14 protein-coding genes are annotated in these 17,205 nt (G+C 70.3%); 6 read left to right on the top strand and 8 right to left on the bottom strand.

Annotation, left to right across the window (positions count from 1 at the left end):
- Positions 1 to 7 precede the first annotated feature (7 nt).
- Both ACFORO_RS06055 and ACFORO_RS06060 read right to left on the bottom strand, forming a co-directional pair.
- Complete coding sequence (locus ACFORO_RS06055; RefSeq protein WP_377867718.1) at positions 8 to 763, bottom strand: class I SAM-dependent methyltransferase; 756 nt, start codon at positions 761 to 763, stop codon at positions 8 to 10.
- Positions 764 to 843: 80 nt separating this feature from the next.
- Positions 844 to 1,362 carry a DUF402 domain-containing protein gene (locus ACFORO_RS06060; protein ID WP_377867719.1) on the bottom strand — a complete coding sequence of 173 codons (519 nt, stop codon included), beginning with the start codon at positions 1,360 to 1,362 and terminating at the stop codon, positions 844 to 846.
- A 114-nt stretch (positions 1,363 to 1,476) separates the two neighbouring features.
- On the opposite strand from ACFORO_RS06060, the gene ACFORO_RS06065 reads away from it, so the two are divergent.
- The 4 genes from ACFORO_RS06065 (at position 1,477) to ACFORO_RS06080 (ending at position 5,888) form a co-directional block, all read left to right on the top strand.
- Positions 1,477 to 2,841 (top strand): DUF5685 family protein, encoded by a 1,365-nt coding sequence (locus tag ACFORO_RS06065; protein WP_377867720.1) that lies wholly within the window; start codon positions 1,477 to 1,479, stop codon positions 2,839 to 2,841.
- Positions 2,842 to 3,027: 186 nt separating this feature from the next.
- A complete protein-coding gene (gene uvrB, locus ACFORO_RS06070; protein ID WP_377867721.1) occupies positions 3,028 to 5,187 on the top strand; it encodes an excinuclease ABC subunit UvrB in 2,160 nt (719 codons plus the stop codon).
- Between the two features lie 27 nt (positions 5,188 to 5,214).
- Entirely contained in the window at positions 5,215 to 5,490 is a 276-nt protein-coding gene (locus tag ACFORO_RS06075) for a type II toxin-antitoxin system VapB family antitoxin (RefSeq protein ID WP_043828543.1), read from the top strand.
- Positions 5,487 to 5,888, top strand: coding sequence for a type II toxin-antitoxin system VapC family toxin (locus ACFORO_RS06080; RefSeq protein WP_377867722.1), 402 nt, complete (start codon positions 5,487 to 5,489; stop codon positions 5,886 to 5,888). The genes ACFORO_RS06075 and ACFORO_RS06080 overlap by 4 nt, the downstream gene beginning before the upstream one ends.
- Before the next feature lie 482 nt (positions 5,889 to 6,370).
- Here ACFORO_RS06080 and ACFORO_RS06085 read toward each other — a convergent pair whose 3' ends face one another.
- Genes ACFORO_RS06085 through ACFORO_RS06095 form a run of 3 tightly spaced genes read right to left on the bottom strand, consistent with a single transcriptional unit; the run spans position 6,371 to position 10,955 of the window.
- Positions 6,371 to 7,126, bottom strand: a complete 756-nt coding sequence (locus tag ACFORO_RS06085; protein WP_377867723.1) for an enoyl-CoA hydratase/isomerase family protein — start codon at positions 7,124 to 7,126, stop codon at positions 6,371 to 6,373.
- Positions 7,127 to 7,152: 26 nt separating this feature from the next.
- Complete coding sequence (locus tag ACFORO_RS06090; RefSeq protein WP_354748224.1) at positions 7,153 to 8,091, bottom strand: ABC transporter permease; 939 nt, start codon at positions 8,089 to 8,091, stop codon at positions 7,153 to 7,155.
- Positions 8,088 to 10,955: an alpha/beta fold hydrolase gene (locus ACFORO_RS06095; protein WP_377867724.1), complete on the bottom strand. Its 2,868-nt coding sequence runs from the start codon at positions 10,953 to 10,955 to the stop codon at positions 8,088 to 8,090. The genes ACFORO_RS06090 and ACFORO_RS06095 overlap by 4 nt, the downstream gene beginning before the upstream one ends.
- 567 nt (positions 10,956 to 11,522) lie before the next feature.
- On the opposite strand from ACFORO_RS06095, the gene ACFORO_RS06100 reads away from it, so the two are divergent.
- Complete coding sequence (locus ACFORO_RS06100) at positions 11,523 to 12,488, top strand: TerC family protein (protein WP_354744828.1); 966 nt, start codon at positions 11,523 to 11,525, stop codon at positions 12,486 to 12,488.
- Between the two features lie 38 nt (positions 12,489 to 12,526).
- A complete protein-coding gene (locus tag ACFORO_RS06105; RefSeq protein ID WP_377867725.1) occupies positions 12,527 to 14,455 on the top strand; it encodes a S9 family peptidase in 1,929 nt (642 codons plus the stop codon).
- On the opposite strand, the gene ACFORO_RS06110 is transcribed toward ACFORO_RS06105, so the two are convergent.
- The 3 genes from ACFORO_RS06110 to ACFORO_RS06120 form a co-directional block, all read right to left on the bottom strand.
- The gene (locus ACFORO_RS06110; RefSeq protein ID WP_116206792.1) at positions 14,448 to 15,104 is read right to left on the bottom strand and encodes an RES family NAD+ phosphorylase; all 657 of its coding nucleotides are present in this window, start codon (positions 15,102 to 15,104) and stop codon (positions 14,448 to 14,450) included. The two genes, ACFORO_RS06105 and ACFORO_RS06110, sit on opposite strands and share 8 nt — an antisense overlap.
- An 89-nt stretch (positions 15,105 to 15,193) precedes the next feature.
- The gene (locus tag ACFORO_RS06115) at positions 15,194 to 15,775 is read right to left on the bottom strand and encodes a DNA-binding protein (protein ID WP_344286479.1); all 582 of its coding nucleotides are present in this window, start codon (positions 15,773 to 15,775) and stop codon (positions 15,194 to 15,196) included.
- 430 nt (positions 15,776 to 16,205) lie between these two features.
- Complete coding sequence (locus ACFORO_RS06120) at positions 16,206 to 17,183, bottom strand: LacI family DNA-binding transcriptional regulator (protein WP_377867726.1); 978 nt, start codon at positions 17,181 to 17,183, stop codon at positions 16,206 to 16,208.
- Positions 17,184 to 17,205 lie beyond the last annotated feature (22 nt).

Below are 17,205 nucleotides of genomic sequence, written 5' to 3' on the forward strand. Positions count from 1 at the left end.
GATCGGATCAGCGGAACGGTGCGACTTCCGGTCCACCGGCTGTCAGCCGCGCATCCACCGATCGGTGGATGCGGAAGTAGATCATCGGGTTGTCGCGCCCGGTGTGGACGATGCTGTCGACGCCGAGTCCGCGCCTCAGTTCGTTAAGGCGAGCGTACGCGTGTTTCGCCCGGGCGCGCGCCGCGGTGAAGTACGGAGTCTGTGTTTTTCCCAGCCAGCGCACCACTTCAGTGCCTTCGGTGAAGGGCAGCGGGGTCCCGCGATGGAACACGTCGTGCACGCTCACCGCGGCGTCGATCTTCGGGAAGACGTCGGCGAGGTACCACCTCGCGAAGCGCGCTCCGTGGTCGGCATCGATGAAGAGATAGTCCACATCGGACAGCCAGTCGGCGGCGAGGGTGCGCGCGTCGCCCTGGCGGAACTCCCAGCGGCCCTTGGCCAGCGCGTGCGGGACGGTCTTGGTCGCGTTCCCGATGAGGTCGATCGTGGTCAGCCCGCCGGAGCCGTTGTCCGCGAGCGCGCGGAGGATCCAGCTCGTGGACCAGCCGTGCAGCGAACCGATCTCCACGACTTTCTCCGGGCGCAGCTGGCGCAGGAGCAGGTAGGTGATCTCCGCCTCGACGTCGTCCAGCTGGGTTTTCATCGTGGGGTGCGCGCGGCGGTGCGCTCGCTGGGCGTCCTTCGCGGCGCGCAACGCTTCGGTGTGCTCGCGGTAGAGCGAGCACACGAGGTCGAGCGTCACCTGGTTTGCGGTTCGTTCCATGCCGCTGATCGTGGCCGGGCGAGCCGTTTCGGGTAATCCGGCTGACCGCCGGGCCGGGTGGGGAATTCCCCCGTTCCCGGTTAGGGATGCCTGCGCCAGCCGAGTGTCATGTCCTTTGTGGACAGCCAGGCGGCGAGGTCGTAGCCGTGCGCGGCGAGCCCCTCGACGGCGGCGTAGGCGACTTCGAGCGCGTACTCGCCTTCCTCTTGGGAGAGCAGCTTCTCGGAGACGGCGGCGAGCAGCTCGTCGGTGTCGATCACCCGGACCGAGATCTTGTCCTTGAGCACGAGGTCGAGGTAGAGGTCGGTGGCGACCCAGCGCGGGCCGTCGCGGTGCACGCGCACCACGTCGAGGTAGAAGTCCTGGTCGCGTTCGTGGCCGGGGCTGAACCAGAAGTCGGTGATCCGCAGCCCGAGCTCGGGAAGCAGCCAGGATTCGAGGTAGTGGAACTGCGCCCGTCCCGGCGCCGGCCGCGCCAGGTACAGGCCGCACGGCTCCTCGCGGAACTCCTCCACATCGCGGCGGATGCCCTTGTTGTCGATGTTCACGCGGGCGGCCGGGTCGAACGTCTCGACCTTCGGCGGGTGCAGATCGGTCATCCGCCCATCCTGCCCTGCCCGCGCCCTTCGCGAGAATCTCCGGAACGCCGGTTAGGGGCCTGGCCGAGGGGCTAAAGTTCGCGGGTCATTCGGTTCTCCTGGGGGGACAAGCGTTTGTTCGGGATCATCAGACCCTGCCGGCACCGGCTGGCCGGGCGGCTCCACGCGGACTGGATGGCCCACCTGTGCGGCCTCTGCCTGGCCCTGCGCGACCAGCACGGCCAGTTCGCCCGGGTCGTGACGAACTACGACGCGCTGATCGTGTCGGCGCTGGTCGAAGCACAAACACCGAGCGGACCCCGGCGCGCCGCGGGCCCTTGCCCGCTCCGGTCGATGCGCTCCGCGTCCGTCGCGGTCGGCGACGGGGCCCGGCTCGCGGCGGCGGTTTCGCTGGTACTGGCTTCGGCGAAGGTCGACGACCACGTCGCTGACCGGGACGGTGCTTTCGCCCGGCGTCCAGTCGCCGGGGCAGCCCGGCTAGTCGCCCGTCGCTGGGCCGCGCAAGGCGGTCGGACGGGCGCTGGCGTCGGTTTCGACACCGCGGTGCTGACCGAAGCGGTCGGTCGGCAGGGCGAACTGGAGCGCGCGATTCGTGCCGGAGACTCGCCGCTGCTGGCGACCGAACCGGCCGAACTGGCGTCGTCCGCGGCCTTCGCGCAGACCGCGGTACTGGCCGGACGCCCCGGCAACCGCGCCCCGCTCGCCGAGGCCGGGCGGCTGTTCGGACGGGTGGCGCACCTGCTCGATGCGGTCGAGGACCTCGCTGCTGATGCCGCGTCCGGGGCGTGGAATCCGTTGCTGGCCACGGGAACCGCTTTGGCCGAGGCACACCGGTTGTGCACGGACGCGGTGCTCGGGGTCGAGCTGGCGCTGCGCGAGGCGGAGTTCGCTGATTCGGCTCTGGTGCACGCGCTGCTGGTGCACGAGCTGCGGCAAGCGGTGCGGCGGGCGTTCGGGCATCACCATCTGCACGGTCAGCAGCCGCCGCCCGGGTGGATCGGGCCGGGGCCGACGCCGCAGCAGTCGCCTTACGGGCCGCCTGGGCCTGGGCAGCCGGGATATGGCCAGCAGCCGGGGATGCCCGGGTACGGGCCGCCGCCGGGCTACGGTGCTCCGGTTCCCGGCTACGGACCTCCCGGAATGCCCGGCCCCGGCGGCTCCGCGGGCCCTCCCGGACCAGGCGGCCCCGGCGGGCCGGGAGGTCCGGACGGCCCCGAACCGCCGGAAGACGGAGGCTCCCTGGACGGCAAGGGCGGCGGCTGCTGGATGCCGAAGTTCGCGGTCCCGCCGAAACGCCGGAACGTCTTCTCCGGCTGCGCGATCGCGACGTACATGTGCTGCACCTGCCAGTTCTGCTGCCGCGACCCGTACCCAGGCCCGTGGAGCGGCCAACGGCACGACAACGACTGCGACTGCGACTGCTGTGATTGCGGCGACTGCTGCAGCTGCTGCGACGGATGCGACTGCTGCAGCTGCTAACGGAGACTGCCCGCCTGGCCGCCCTGGCCCCGCGCACCGCCAGAAGTCCGTGAGGGGAACCCTGAGGGACTCAGAGTCCCTCAGGGTTCCCCTCACGGCTGCTCGGGGGCCCCGGAAGGGCGATAGATCCCCAGCTCACACCGGCCGTCGCGGAAATTGTCGGTGCCCCGGCCTACCCTGGTTCTCGTGGCTTTCGCAACCGAACACCCCGTCCTCGCCCAGTCCGACTTCCGCCCGGTCTCCGAGGTGCCTCGTGCCGGCGGCCGGTTCGAGGTCGTCAGCGAGTACCAGCCCGCCGGCGACCAGCCGGCGGCCATCGACGATCTCGAACGCCGGATCCGCGGCGGGGAGAAAGACGTCGTGCTGCTGGGCGCCACCGGCACCGGCAAATCGGCCACCACCGCGTGGCTGATCGAGCGCGTCCAGCGGCCCACGCTGGTGATGGCCCCGAACAAGACGCTGGCCGCGCAGCTGGCCAACGAGCTGCGCGAGCTGTTCCCGCACAACGCGGTCGAATACTTCGTCAGCTACTACGACTACTACCAGCCCGAGGCGTACATCGCGCAGACGGACACCTACATCGAGAAGGACTCGTCGATCAACGACGACGTCGAGCGGCTGCGCCACTCCGCCACGATGAACCTGCTCTCGCGGCGCGACGTCATCGTGGTCGCGTCGGTGTCCTGCATCTACGGCCTCGGCACGCCGCAGTCGTACCTCGACCGGTCCACGAAGCTGGAGGTCGGCGGCACGGTGGAGCGCGACGTGCTGCTGCGCGCGCTGGTCGACGTGCAGTACTCGCGCAACGACATCGCCTTCGCGCGCGGCACCTTCCGCGTCCGCGGCGACACGGTGGAGATCATCCCGGCGTACGAGGAGCTGGCGATCCGCGTCGAGTTCTTCGGCGACGAGATCGACAAGCTGTACTACCTGCACCCGCTCACCGGCGACATCGTGCGCGAGGTCGACGAGGTCCGGATCTTCCCGGCCACCCACTACGTCGCCGGGCCGGAGCGGATGGAAAAGGCGATCCGCGGCATCGAGGCCGAGCTGGAAGAACGGCTGGCCGAGCTGGAGAAGCAGGGCAAGCTGCTGGAGGCCCAGCGGCTGCGGATGCGCACCGCCTACGACATCGAGATGATGCGCCAGGTCGGCTTCTGCTCCGGCATCGAGAACTACTCGCGGCACATCGACGGCCGCGGCGCGGGCACCGCGCCCGCCACGCTCATCGACTACTTCCCGGAAGACTTCCTGCTGGTCATCGACGAATCGCACCAGACGGTGCCGCAGATCGGCGGCATGTACGAAGGCGACATGAGCCGCAAGCGCAACCTCGTCGACTACGGGTTCCGGCTGCCGAGCGCGGTCGACAACCGGCCGCTGACCTGGGAGGAGTTCTCCGACCGGATCGGGCAGACGGTGTACCTGTCGGCGACGCCGGGCCCGTACGAGATGGGGCAGACCGGCGGCGAGTTCGTCGAGCAGGTCATCCGGCCGACCGGCCTGGTCGACCCGAAGGTGGTCGTGAAGCCGACCGAGGGCCAGATCGACGACCTGGTGCACGAGATCCGCGAGCGCGCGGACAAGGACGAGCGCGTCCTGGTCACCACGCTCACCAAGAAGATGTCCGAGGACCTCACGGACTACCTGCTGGAGCTGGGCATCCGCGTCCGGTACCTGCACTCGGAGGTCGACACGCTGCGCCGGGTCGAGCTCCTGCGGCAGCTGCGTGCGGGCGACTACGACGTCCTGGTCGGCATCAACCTGCTGCGCGAGGGCCTCGACCTGCCCGAGGTGTCGCTGGTCGCGATCCTCGACGCGGACAAGGAAGGCTTCCTGCGCAGCGGCACGTCGCTGATCCAGACCATCGGCCGCGCGGCGCGAAACGTCTCCGGCGAGGTCCACATGTACGCGGACAAGATCACCGATTCGATGCGGTACGCGATCGACGAGACCGACCGCCGCCGCGCCAAGCAGGTCGCCTACAACGAGGAGCGCGGTCTCGACCCGCAGCCGCTGCGCAAGAAGATCGCCGACATCCTCGACCGCGTCTACAACGAAGCGGAAGACTCGGACGAGTCGGTCGCGGTCGGCGGCTCGGGCCGCAACGCCTCGCGCGGCAAGAAGCCGGAACAGGGCGACCGCGTCCGCAGCTCGGGCATGCTGACCGACAAGAACGTGTCGTCGATGCCGCGTGCCGAACTCGCCGACCTGATCCAGCAGATGACCGACCAGATGATGCAGGCCGCCCGCGACCTGCAGTTCGAACTGGCCGCCCGGCTGCGCGACGAGGTCTCCGACCTGAAGAAGGAACTGCGAGGGATGGACGCGGCTGGAATCAAGTAGTTACACCATATCGGGTACCCTTACACCATGGCGATGAACATCAAGGATCCGGACGCGGAGCGCCTGGCCGCCGAGGTGGCCGAGCTGACCGGCACCACCAAAACCGGTGCGGTCCGCGAGGCCCTTCGCGTGTTCCGGGAAGACCTGGTCAGGAAAACGGAAACGCCCGAGGAGCGCCTGGCGCGGTTGCACCGCTTCCTCGAGGAGGAGGTCTGGTCCCAGCTGCCTGCTGATCAGCTGGGGGTCCCGATCACCAAAGAAGAGCAAGAAGAGATTCTTGGTTTCGGGCCGGAGGGCGTGTGATCATCGATACGTCGGCGATCGTCGCGATGATCAATCGCGAGCCGGAAAGCGGGGTCTTGGAGCGGGCGCTCGTCGCCGATCCGAAGGTGCGGATCGGTGCTGCCACCCGGGTCGAGGCGGGAATCGTCCTGCTTTCTAAGTTCGGCATGCGCGGCCGGAGTCTCTTCGAACGTTTCCTGCAAGAGCAGGACGTGGTCACGGTCCCGTTCGACAAGCTCCATGCCGAGGTCGCCATCGAGGCATTCCAGCGATTCGGGAAGGGCCGTCATTCGGCGAGGCTCAACTTGGGAGACTGCCACAGCTACGCCACCGCCAAAATCGCTGGCGAACCGCTGCTCTGCATCGGCGACGACTTCCCGCAAACCGACCTCGAGCTGGTCAAGCTGGAGGAGAACTGACGGCGGCCGGATCGGCGGAGAGAAGCGGGGCAAAACCCCCGGCCCGGGGGTGCGCTCCGAACTGAGGCACCCCCGGTTCCCGGACCCTCACCTCGACTTTCACAGAAACATGCGCCCGAAGCAATGGGTGCGAGGGCAGAGCTGAGGCAAGAAAGTCTCTCCTCCGGCGATCGCCCCGGCCCGGAGCCGAGCTTGCCCGGCAACGCGCCGGGTGTGAGCCGACCCTGCCCGACAGCACGCCAGGCATGAGCCGACGTGCCAAGGCGACGTGTCGGGCTGGAGCCGAGGTCGCCCTGGCGGCACGCCAGGCATGAGTCGATCGTGCCCAGGCAACGCGTCTGGCTGGAGCCGAGGTCGCCCGGACATCACGTCGGGCATGAGCCGAGCGCGCCGAGGCAACGCGCCGGGCTGGAGCCGACCTTGCCCAGGCATCACGCCAGGCACGAGCCGAGCGTGCCCGGGGCAGCACACCAGGGGAGAGGTCAGCGCTTCAACACCTTCTCCACGTAACCCTTCACCGCCGCCAGCGCCGGGTCCGACCTCCACAGCCGTTCCACCTGCGCGTCGTCCGACACGCGGTTCTCCGCGATCCGCTGGTGGTACGGCTGCCGCAGCTGCGCCTTCGTGTGCGCGAAAGCCTCCGCAGGCAGTTCGCCCAGCCGGCTGGCCAGCTCGCGCGCCCGGGTGAGCACGTCCTCGGCGGGCACGACCTCGTCGACCAGACCGCGGTGGACGGCGTCGGCCATGGTGACCGTCGCGCCGCTGTAGATCAGGGACGGCAATGGGGTCGTTCCGTAGGTGCAGCGCAGAATTTCCAGCGCTGACAACGGGAACGGCACCCCTACCAGCAGCTCCGTCACGCCGATGCGGCCGGGGCCGTCCGCGGCGATCCGGTGGTCGCACGCCGCGGCCAGGACCATGCCTCCCGCGATGGCGTGGCCGTTCACCGCGGCCACCACCGGGCGCGGGAAGCCGAAGACGGCCAGGAACGCGTCCGACAGCGCCGGCAGGAAATCGCCGACGTAGCGCGCGCCGCCCTCGTCGATGGCGAGCAGGTCCACTCCGGCGGAGAACAGGTCGCCGGAGCCGGTCAGCACGACCGCGCGCGCTCCGGCCGCGTCGGCCTCTTCGAGTCTGATCACCAGCTCTTTGCAGGTGGCGGTGTCGAGGGTGTTGCCACGCCCGTGTTCGAGGGTCACGAGTGCGACGCCGGCATCGAGTTCCAGGTGGATCGTCACGCGCCGAACCGTACCGGACGTCCGCGTCAGCTGGTGACGTCCTTGCGTGCGAACCGGCGGCCCGCCAGCAGCAGGAAGACCGTCGTGTAGATGACCGACGACAGCACCCCGCTGGCCAGGTTCGTCCAGTCGATGTCGGTGGAGATCAGGTCGATCCAGGCGAACGAGTAATGCGTCGGCAGGTAGTTCCGCAAGCCCTCCAAAGCGGTGATCTGGTCGAGGATCTGCGACAGGATCGCCACCAGCACCGTCCCGCCGACCGCGCCCAGCGGCGCCTCCGTCGACACGCTCAGCAGCAGCGCGAGCCCGGCGACCCAGGCCAGCTGCACCACGATGTACACAGTGGACATCAGCAGCGCCAGCAGGCTGTCGCCGAAGCTGACCGCGTCGCCGGTCGGGCTGATCGCGTCGCCCGCGCCGTACCAGATGATGCCGACCAGCAGCGAAACCACCGGCAGCAGCACGAGCGCGGCGATCGACAGCAGCCCGGACACCGCGGCCTTCTGCCGCAGCAGCCGGTGCCGCGGCACCGGGATCGCGAGCAGGTATTTCAGGCTCGACCACGACGATTCGCTCGCGATCGTGTCGCCGAAGAACAACGCGACGATCATCGGCAGCAGGAACGTGCCGGACACGAAGAACGCGAGCACCACGAAGTTCGGCGCGCTCGCCGTCGCGAGGTCCACGAACCCGCCGGAGCGGCGGTTGGGACTGGACTGCCCGATCTGGAACGCCACCACGAGGATGAACGGCAGCACCGCGACGAACGCCAGCACCAGCTGGGTCCGCCGCCGGCGCAGCTGCCGCTTCAGCTCGACGCTCAGCCGCAGCGTCCGGTCGGCCCGGTAGCCCGCGACCGCGCCGTCCGGGCCGACCTCGGCCGGTTCCGCGGTGGCCAGGTCGCTCAGTTCCTGCAGCGCGGCCGGGTCGGTGTGCACCCCGCCGGAACCGTTGTCCTCGCTCATGAATCCTCTCCCACCAGCTGCAGGAACGCGTCTTCGAGCCGTCGGCGCGGCCCGGCCTGCTCCACCGCGACCCCGGCGCGCACGAGCGCCGCGACCGCCTCGGCGCGCGGCAGCCCGTCGAGGTTCGCGTGCACCAGATCGCCCTCGGTTTCGATGTCCGACACCCCGCCGACGCTCTTCAGCGCCGCCGCGGCCGCCGCCGAGTCGCCGACCCGGAACGTGGCCTCGCCGCTCGAGGCCGCCAGCTCGCCGACCTCGCCCGAGGCCACGAGCCTCCCGCGGTGCATGACCACCACGTGCGAACACGTCTGCTCGACCTCGGCCAGAAGATGGCTCGAGACGACGACGGTGCGCCCGGTGGCGGCGTAGCGCTGCAGGACCTCCCGCATCTGGTGGATCTGCGGCGGGTCGAGCCCGTTGGTCGGTTCGTCGAGCACCATCAGCTCCGGCAGCCCGAGCATCGCCTGCGCGATCGCGAGCCGCTGCCGCATGCCCTGGCTGTAGGTCTTCACCCGCCGGTGCACCGCGTCGCCGAGCCCGGCGATCTCCAGCGCCTCGGTGAAATGCGCCTTCTCGACCGGCCGCCCGGTCGCCGCCCAGTACAGCTCCAGGTTCGCCTTGCCGGACAGGTGCGGCAGGAATCCGGAGCCCTCGACGAACGACCCGATCCGCGACAGCACCGGCGCGCCCGGCGCGATCCGGTGGCCGAACACGCGGATCTCGCCCGCGGTCGGCGTGATCAGGCCCATCAGCATCCGCAGCGTGGTCGTCTTGCCCGCGCCGTTGGGGCCGAGCAGGCCGAGCACCTGGCCCGGTTCGACGCGGAACGACAGGTCCCGCACCGCGGTGAACCCGCCCGCGTACTGCTTGCGCAGGCCCTTGATCACCAGCGGGGTGTCCGCGAGCTCCGGGTCGACGTCGTGCGCTCGCCGCCGCCGGATCACCGCCACCACGACGACCGCGATCGCGATCAGCAGCGTCGCGCCGATGCCGATCAGCTGCCCGACCGGCAGGGGAGCGCCGACCGAAGCGCCGGGCACCACCGGAACGGCGAGCGCCGCGCCCGCTGCGAGCCCGACCCGGAACACTCCCGGCTGCGCCGGTACCGAGTACGCCTGGTCAGTCGTGCCGACGACGAGCCGCAGCGAATGCCCGGAGTCGATCGGCCGCACGACGCCCGGCAGCGTCACCGTGACGTCGACCGGCGTGCCGTCGGCGGGCAGCCCGGTGACCCGGAACGGCGCGACCGCGTTCGCGGGCAGCACGCGGGTGCCGTCCTGGCCGACGTCGTAAAGCTTCGCGAACAGCACCGCTTCCGGCTGCGGATGCGCCGGGTCGGTCGCGACCCGCAGCCGGACCGTGCTCGAACCCGACAGCAATACCTGGCTGTCGAACGGCGCGGTGCCGAACTGCGCGGCCTGTCCCGGCGGGTCGCTGCTGAACAGCGGAGCCAGCCGCGAGGTGCTGGACGCGAGCCCGTTGAGCCCCGGAATCCCGCTCACCGCGGCCGGATTCGCGCCCGCGGGCCGGACGATCGGCTGCGCCGGGCCGCTGAGCGCCACCTGCTTCCGCTCGGTCCCGTCGCCGTTCAGCCCGGGGTACGCCGCGGTGTTGACCGTCCGCACCGACGGGGTTCCGTTGGCGCGCAACGTGCCTTGGACGTCGTAGCTGAATCCGTGGCCCGGGTCGCCCTGGCCGGTGAGCGACGACCACAGGAAGTCGCCGATCTTCGCGCGCAGCTGCGGTCCGGGGACGCCGCCGTCGTGGCCGCCGGTGTACCAGATCGTGCGCACCGATCCGCCCGCCGCGGTGATCTGCCGCGCGGTGGCGTCGGACTGGTCGAGCCCGAACAGCGTGTCGCTCTCGCCTTGGACGAGCAGCGTCGGCGCGGTGATCTTGCCGGTGACCGACGAGGGGGAGACGCGGTGCAGCAGCGCGACCGTTTCTGGGCTGGCCTTCCCGGTTGTCGCGAGTTCCGTGTACGCCTTGCACACCGCCGAGGTGAACCGCCCGCACGGATCCGCGGACGGCCGCTCCGACCGTGCCCCAGTTGGTGGCGCGGCCGCTTGCGGAGCTGTGCCAGCGCTGTTGCCCGCGGTGCTGCCGTTGTCGTTGGTCTTCTGTCCCGCTTCGGGTGCCTCGGCGGACGGCGTGCTCGCCGCGGCCGCACCAGAACCGGAGGAGAAGAAGATGCCCGCCCAGGTCTTCTTGAAGACGCCGTCCGGGGAGAACGCGCCAGCCGCTGGAGTCTTCGCCGACGGAGCGGTCGTCGCCGCGGCGTTTGGCACGAGGGCTTGGCCGAGGTCGTTGTAGGTGATCACGGGCGCGAGCGCGCGCACTCGATGGTCGGTCCCAGCGAGCAGGAGCGACAGCGAACCGCCGTAGGACGCTCCGGTCACCCCGATCTCGCGCTGGCCGTCGGCGCCGGTCGCTACCTCGGGGCTTGCCGACAGCCGGTCGACCAGCCGCCGCGCGTCGGCGACTTCGCCGTCGGGGTCGTTCAGGCCGATTTTGCCGGTGCTGTGCCCGAAACCGCGCGCGGACCAGGTGAGTACGACGAACCCGCGCTGGGCCAGTTCGCGCGCCTGCGGGTCCACACTGGACTTGTCGCCGCCGAAGCCGTGCGCGAGCAGCACGGCGGGCGCGGGCGTGTGTTCGGGGTAGTAGGTCGTGGTGTCGATGCGGACCTGATCGGGGGGACCTGGGGCGGCGGGCATTGAGAGGAAGGCGTCCTGGGTCCGGACCGGGGCAGGGCCGCGGTCTCGGGTTGCCCAGACGGTCACTGCCGCGGCGGCGACCAGCACCACGGCGGCTACGGCAGTGAGCCGGGTACCGCGGGTGCGGGGGAGCGGGATTCGGGGCACGACGTGACGTTATGACGATTTTGCTGAGAGTGGGTGGAGGGCTTTACACGGATTAGACATGGGGTCACTCGTTGGAGGGGTGGTTGTGGGCGAGTTAGTCGGGGGCGGGTTCGCGGGGAAGGCGCGGCACGCGAACTGTGTTTGATGGCGTCGGCTTCGCCGCCGCGCGGGATTGCTTTTAGCCGGCGTTTAGGGCTGAGCGGCGGGAGGGGCCTTCGGCCTGTCCCGCCGCTCAGCCCCAAACGCCGGCGCAATCCCGCGGTGGTGGTACCGGGGGGACGCGAGGGGGGTGGTGGATTCGGAGAGTCGCGGGGGTTGGCTGTTGATGCCTGGAGTGGTGAAGAAGACACGGCTGGTTCGGTGATGTGGGCAACCTCGGCTGGCGTTTGCGGGCTGTAACCGGCAGACTGAACGCGCTGTGAGGGGAGTATTCCTTCGCGGCGGTGTCGTCAGCACGGTGACCCGGGCGAGTCATTCGCCGAGGTCCCCGGCACCGTCGGCCGGTTTCGTACCGGCGGGAGAGACCTCCGGTTAGTTGCTGCTGCGCACTATCCGGAGGTTTCTGAGATGACTGTCCCCCTGTGGCTGTGGTTCGCGACAGTCGGCGGGCTGCTCGCGCTGATCGCGATCGACCTGGTGATCGTCGACCACAAGCCGCACGCGGTGACCACCGGCGAGGCCGCCCGCTGGGTGATTTTCTACATCGGCTGCGCCGTCCTGTTCGGCGCGGGCGTCTGGTACTTCGCCGGGCACGACCCCGGGGTCCAGTTCTTCACCGGGTACATCACCGAGTACTCGCTGAGCGTGGACAACCTCTTCATTTTCATGATCATCATGACCTCGTTCAAGGTGCCCGCGATCCACCAGCACCGCGTGCTGCTCGTCGGCATCCTGCTCGCGCTCGGCATGCGGAGCGTGTTCATCGCGGTCGGCGCGGCGCTCATCAACCAGTTCGTCTGGGTGTTCTTCGTCTTCGGCGCGGTGCTCGTGTGGACCGCGATCAGCATGCTGCGCGGCAACGGCGACGAGGAGGAGTACCAGGAGAACGCGCTCACCCGCTGGGTGCGCAAGCTGTTCCCGGTCACCGACGACTACCACGGCCACAAGTACCTGGTGAAGGAAGGCGGCAAGCGGAAGATCACCCCGATGCTGCTGGTGATCATCGCGATCGGCTCGGCCGACCTGCTGTTCGCGGTGGACTCCATCCCGGCGATCTTCGGCATCACCCAGGAGGCGTTCCTCGTCTTCACCGCCAACGCGTTCGCGCTGATGGGCCTGCGGCAGCTGTACTTCCTGCTCGGCGGGCTGGTCACGAAGCTCGTGTACCTCAGCTACGGCCTCGCGGTGATCCTCGCCTTCATCGGCGCGAAGCTGGTGGTGCACGCCCTGCACGAGTACCACCTCGCGCCGGACTGGCTCGACATCAGCAACTGGATGTCCCTCGGCGTCATCGTCGTGGTCCTCACCGTCACCACGGTGCTGAGCCTGGCGAAGGCCAAGCGCGACGAACGGCGGGCGGTAGAGGCGAAATAGGTCGTTCGCCTTGCTAAGGATCGGGTACGGTCGTCGGCATGCGTCCTGCCGACATCGAAGTCCTCGCCGTCCCCGGCCGTCCCGCGCTGCGCGGTGACCTCCTGCTCGCCGCGGTGAGCAGTCCCGACCTGGAAGCCGACCAGTACCGCAGCGCGATCCGGCGGATCTCGCTGTCCGGCGGCGAAACCCCGTGGACGCACGGTCCGCGCGACTCCGCTCCGGCGATTTCGCCGGACGGACGCTGGGTCGCGTTCCTGCGCGCCGGCGACGGCAAGGGTGCCGAGGGCAGTCCGCAGGTGCACGTGATGCCCGCCGACGGCGGCGAAGCCCGGAAGCTGACGTCGCTGCACCTCGGCGCGGACGCTCCGGTGTGGGCCCCGGATTCGCGCTGGCTGGCGTTCACCGCGCGGGAAGCCGAGCCGGGCCGCTACGGCACCGAGGACGCCGACGAGCGCACGCCGGAGCCTGCCGCCGAGGCGCCGCGACTCATCACCCGGCTCGACTACCGCCTCGACAACATCGGCTTCCTGCGCGACCGGCCGAGGCGGCTGTACGTCCTCGACACGTTCGAAGAGGGCGAGCCGGAAGCAGTGACGCCGCGCGACTACAGCGTCAGCCAGCCGGTCTGGACGCCGGACGGCGAGCGCGTCGTCGTGATCGTGCCGCACGATTTCGACCGGACGGAAACGCGGGAAGACGACCTTGTCGCCTTCCCGGTTGACGGCGGCGAACCCGAGGTGCTGGCCGCCTGCGCCGGGTCCGCCGATCAGCCGGTGTACGCGCCGGACGGCACGCTCTACTTCTTCGGCACGTCCCATGAGGACGGTGTCGTCGTCGCCTCCAACACCGGTTTGTACGCGGTCGTGCCGGACGGGAAACCGCGGCGGCTGACCGAGGTGGAGACCGTGGACATCGAGACCGGCTCCGGTCCGGCGGTTCCGCTCGGCGACGAGGTGCTGGTCGCCGTCCGCAATCGCGGTGCGGTGGAACTGCGTGCGATCGCGACGGACGCCGACGGCGCGAAGCTCGAGGACCTGCGCGTGCTGCACGCCGGGCATTCGGCGGTCCGCGGATTCGCGGTGGACGGCGAAACTGTCGTCGCGGTTGTCGCCAGCCTGGACACCGCGGGCGAGCTGGCGGTGCTGGGCCCGAACGATCCGCGGGTGCTCACTGACTACTCGAAGCCGTTGCGGGACAAGGGTCTTTGCGAGGTCGTGGAACTGGAAACGACCGCGCCGGACGGCTACCCGGTGCACGGCTGGCTCGTCCTTCCGGAGGGCGAGGGGCCGCACCCGGTGGTGCGCGTGGTGCACGGCGGGCCGTTCGCCCCGCAGGAATGGACGGTGTTCGACGAGGCGCAGGTATACGCGTCAGCCGGGTTCGCGGTCGTGCTCGGCAACCCGCGCGGATCCGCCGGATACGGGCAGTCGCACGGTACTTCGGTGGTGCACAACATGGGCACCGTCGACGTCGACGACGTGCTCGCGCTGCTCGACAAGGCGCTGGAACGGCCGGACCTCGACGCGTCGCGGACCGGGATCATGGGCGGTTCCTACGGCGGGTTCATGACGAGCTGGGTCGCCGCGAAGCACCCGGACCGGTTCCGCGCGGCGTGGAGCGAGCGCGCGGTGAACGCGTGGGATTCCTTCGCGGGCAGCTCGGACATCGGCTACTACTTCACCGAGGGCTACGTCGGCGCGGACCCGGAGGAACAGCGCCGCCGCAGCCCGCTCAGCTACGCCGCCGATGTGCGGATCCCGTTCGCCGTCGTGCATTCCGAGCAGGATTGGCGCTGCCCGTTGGAGCAGGCGCAGCGGCAGTTCGTGGCGCTGCGCCAAGCCGGCGTCGAGACGGAGTTCCTGCTGTTCCCCGGCGAGGGGCACGAGCTGACGCGCTCGGGCAAGCCGAGGCACCGGGTGCAGCGGTTCGAGGCGGTGCTGGCCTGGTGGGCCCGGCACCTCAGCTGAGCAGCGTGTAGTTCAGCTCCTCGCACACCCGCCCGAGCGGCACGTCGAGCCCCGGATGGTCCAGCGGAAGCAGGACGTCCGGGGCGATCGGCAGCGCCGCGCCCGCGGGCGGGTCCCACAGGCACACCGAGGGCTTGCCCGCGTCCATCGACGAGCGGTACCAGAGCCCGTCGAGGTCCGGCATCGCGCCGCGGATCGCGCGCGCCCACGCCTGGGTGATCTTCTTCGGGCCGCTGGAGATCTCCTGCGACGCGCCGACCCGGGTCGGCCACAGGCCGGTGAGGTCGAGCAGCCGCAGCACGCGCGTCGGGCGCACTACGACCAGCCGGGGGCCGCGCGTCGTGCGGTCCACCGTCGAGGTCGTCTGGAACACCTCGGCGACGCTCGTGCGCACGGTCAGGCCGAAGTACAGCACGCCGTTGCCCGGGTCGGTGACCGGACGGCCGCCGCGGCCGGGCGGCTGCTGGTCGAACCGGCCGTGCGGGAGCGGGCCGGTGTAGCGGAAGGTGTTCCACTGCTGCGGGTGATTGCCGTGCGCGGTGAAGATGCGGACCAGCCGGGTCTCGGGCTGCACCGAAACCACGTCGTGGCTGCGGTCCAGCCCCTTGACCAGAGCCGACCGCGCCGGAGGCGAGGGGAGCCGGGCCATGCGGGGGAGGTTGTCCGTCCTGTGTCGGGGCAGGGGGCGGGCCGGCGCACGGAGGGCGGATCGGTGCGCGGGCGGAGGGGGTGAGCGGGTCAGAACGGCGAGCCGAGCGTGGCGACGAGCCGGGCCACTTGCTCGGGGTCGCCGCCGGCGAGCAGCCACTGCCGCGGCGTCGCGGGCCGGTCGCTGATCACCAGGTCGGCCTGCGGGGTGTTCATGAACGCGGCGACGACCAGCGCGGGCTGGTCCTCGGGAACGGCGCGCAGCACGGTTTCGAGGCCGGGCAACACGCCCGCGCCGTTGAACTGCCACGCGGGCAGCCGCCATCCCTGGTCCTTCCAGCCGGTGAGCCTGCCTTCCTTGAGGCGGTGCCGGATCCGGCTGTCGTCGACGTTCAGCATCTCGGCGGCCTGGCCGACCGACAGCGCGGAATCGGCGAGCACGGCGTGCGCGGCGACGGTGCGCGCGCGGAAGTCCGGCTCGCCCTCGTCCCGCGGGCTCAGGTCGAGGCCGGCGTCGGTGAGCGCGGCCTGCTGGTCGGGGGAGAAGTAGTGCGAGGGGTCGGGATTGGGCGGCGACAGCCTGCGGGCCGCGTCCTCCACGAGCGTGAGGAACTCGTTCGCGTCGGCCTTGAGGCCGGCTCTGGCGAGAACGTTCTCCAGCGCTATCGACATACGCTCAGCCTAGCGCGTGTGTGCGGGTTCGTGCGGTTTCCGACCTTTTTGTGGGTGAATTCACCAAAGATCGCCACGCATCGCACAGAAGTAAACACGATGCGTAGGCAATGTCGGGACAGTCTGCCCCGCACCGGGTGGCTTGTCCAGGCTTTCGAGTGCTTGACACTCCTGGACCGCGGATTTACGTTGCGAACGAGTAATCGGTTTCCCGCCCTCGGGTGCGGCCCGTGCTCCGCCGTCCGCGGCGGAAGCTGGGGGGACAGGGGGTGGGGCGTGCCTGGCGGCTCGGCGGATCTCCGCCGGGCCGCCAGGCACGTCGTTTCCCCCGGATTCCGTTTCTCGCGCTGGCCTGCGTGCCGGATTTCGCCGCGCGCCAGGGCGTGTTCCGACGGGTCTTCTCGCGCCGCCGGTTCCCCGGTGCGGCCGGTCAGCGGTGGGAGCTTTGCCGGTCGATCAGCTGCGCGTCCAGTGTGGTGGTGACCGGTTCGCGGGTGCTGTCGGCGATGCGGGCCAGCAGCAGTTGCGCGGCGACCCGGCCGATCTCGTACGCCGGTTGCGCCACGACCGTCAGCGGCGGGTCGATCAACGTGGTCCACGGGGCGTCGTCGAACGAGACGATGCCGATGTCGCGCCCGGCCCGCAGGCTCCGCTCCGCGAGCGCCTCCAGGACCCCGATCGCCATCGTGCTGTTGGCGACCAGCAGCGCGTCCGGCGGCGTCGGCTGGTCCAGCAGATCCCCGGCGGCGCGGCGGGCGCCTTCCGCGCGGTATTCGGCGCGGCGGTAGACCGCGTTCTCCTCGCCGACCGCGTCGAAGTAGCCGGCCAGCCGGTCGTCGGCGGTGCGCACGCCCGAGGGGCCGGTCAGGCACGCCACCCGCCGGTAGCCGTTCGCGACGAGGTGCCTGGTCGCCTGCCGGGCGGCGCGGCGGGTGTCGACGAGCACCTGGTCGCCGTCAGTGCCCGGCAGCGGCCGGTCGACCGCGACCACCGGGGTGCCGAGCCGGCGCAGGCGCGTGACGTTCGTGGCCGGGCCGGTCGGGGAGAGCAGCACGCCCGCGACGCGTTCCTGCAGCGCGACGTCGAGGTACCGGCGTTCCTTGTCCTCGTTCTCGTCGGAATTGCAGAGCACCACCGAATACCCGGACACCTGCGCGAGATCCTCGACGCCGCGCGCGATCGAGGTGAAGAACGGGTTCTCGACGTCGGAGATGATCAGCGCGAGCACCGCGGTTTCCTGGCGGCGCAGGTTTCTCGCCAGTCCGTTCGGGTGATAGCCGAGTTCCTCGGCGGCCTCGAGCACCCGGGCGGCCAGCTCCGGGTCCACTGTGGACTTGCCGTTCAGGGTCCGCGACACCGTGGCGGTCGAGACGCCTGCCCTGGCGGCGACGTCGCTGATCGTGGCCACCGCGCCTCCTCGTCCTGGCTTT

The organism is Amycolatopsis halotolerans, from assembly GCF_042647905.1.
Taxonomy (GTDB): domain Bacteria; phylum Actinomycetota; class Actinomycetes; order Mycobacteriales; family Pseudonocardiaceae; genus Amycolatopsis; species Amycolatopsis halotolerans.

Bases quoted from the DNA above. Each gene is read 5' to 3' on its own strand.
- ACFORO_RS06105 (WP_377867725.1), top strand. From the start codon at position 12,527: ATGCGTCCTGCCGACATCGAAGTCCTCGCCGTCCCCGGCCGTCCCGCG.
- ACFORO_RS06115 (WP_344286479.1), bottom strand. From the start codon at position 15,775: ATGTCGATAGCGCTGGAGAACGTTCTCGCCAGAGCCGGCCTCAAGGCC.
- ACFORO_RS06075 (WP_043828543.1), top strand. From the start codon at position 5,215: ATGGCGATGAACATCAAGGATCCGGACGCGGAGCGCCTGGCCGCCGAG.
- ACFORO_RS06110 (WP_116206792.1), bottom strand. From the start codon at position 15,104: ATGGCCCGGCTCCCCTCGCCTCCGGCGCGGTCGGCTCTGGTCAAGGGG.
- ACFORO_RS06055 (WP_377867718.1), bottom strand. From the start codon at position 763: ATGGAACGAACCGCAAACCAGGTGACGCTCGACCTCGTGTGCTCGCTC.
- ACFORO_RS06090 (WP_354748224.1), bottom strand. From the start codon at position 8,091: ATGAGCGAGGACAACGGTTCCGGCGGGGTGCACACCGACCCGGCCGCG.
- ACFORO_RS06060 (WP_377867719.1), bottom strand. From the start codon at position 1,362: ATGACCGATCTGCACCCGCCGAAGGTCGAGACGTTCGACCCGGCCGCC.
- ACFORO_RS06100 (WP_354744828.1), top strand. From the start codon at position 11,523: ATGACTGTCCCCCTGTGGCTGTGGTTCGCGACAGTCGGCGGGCTGCTC.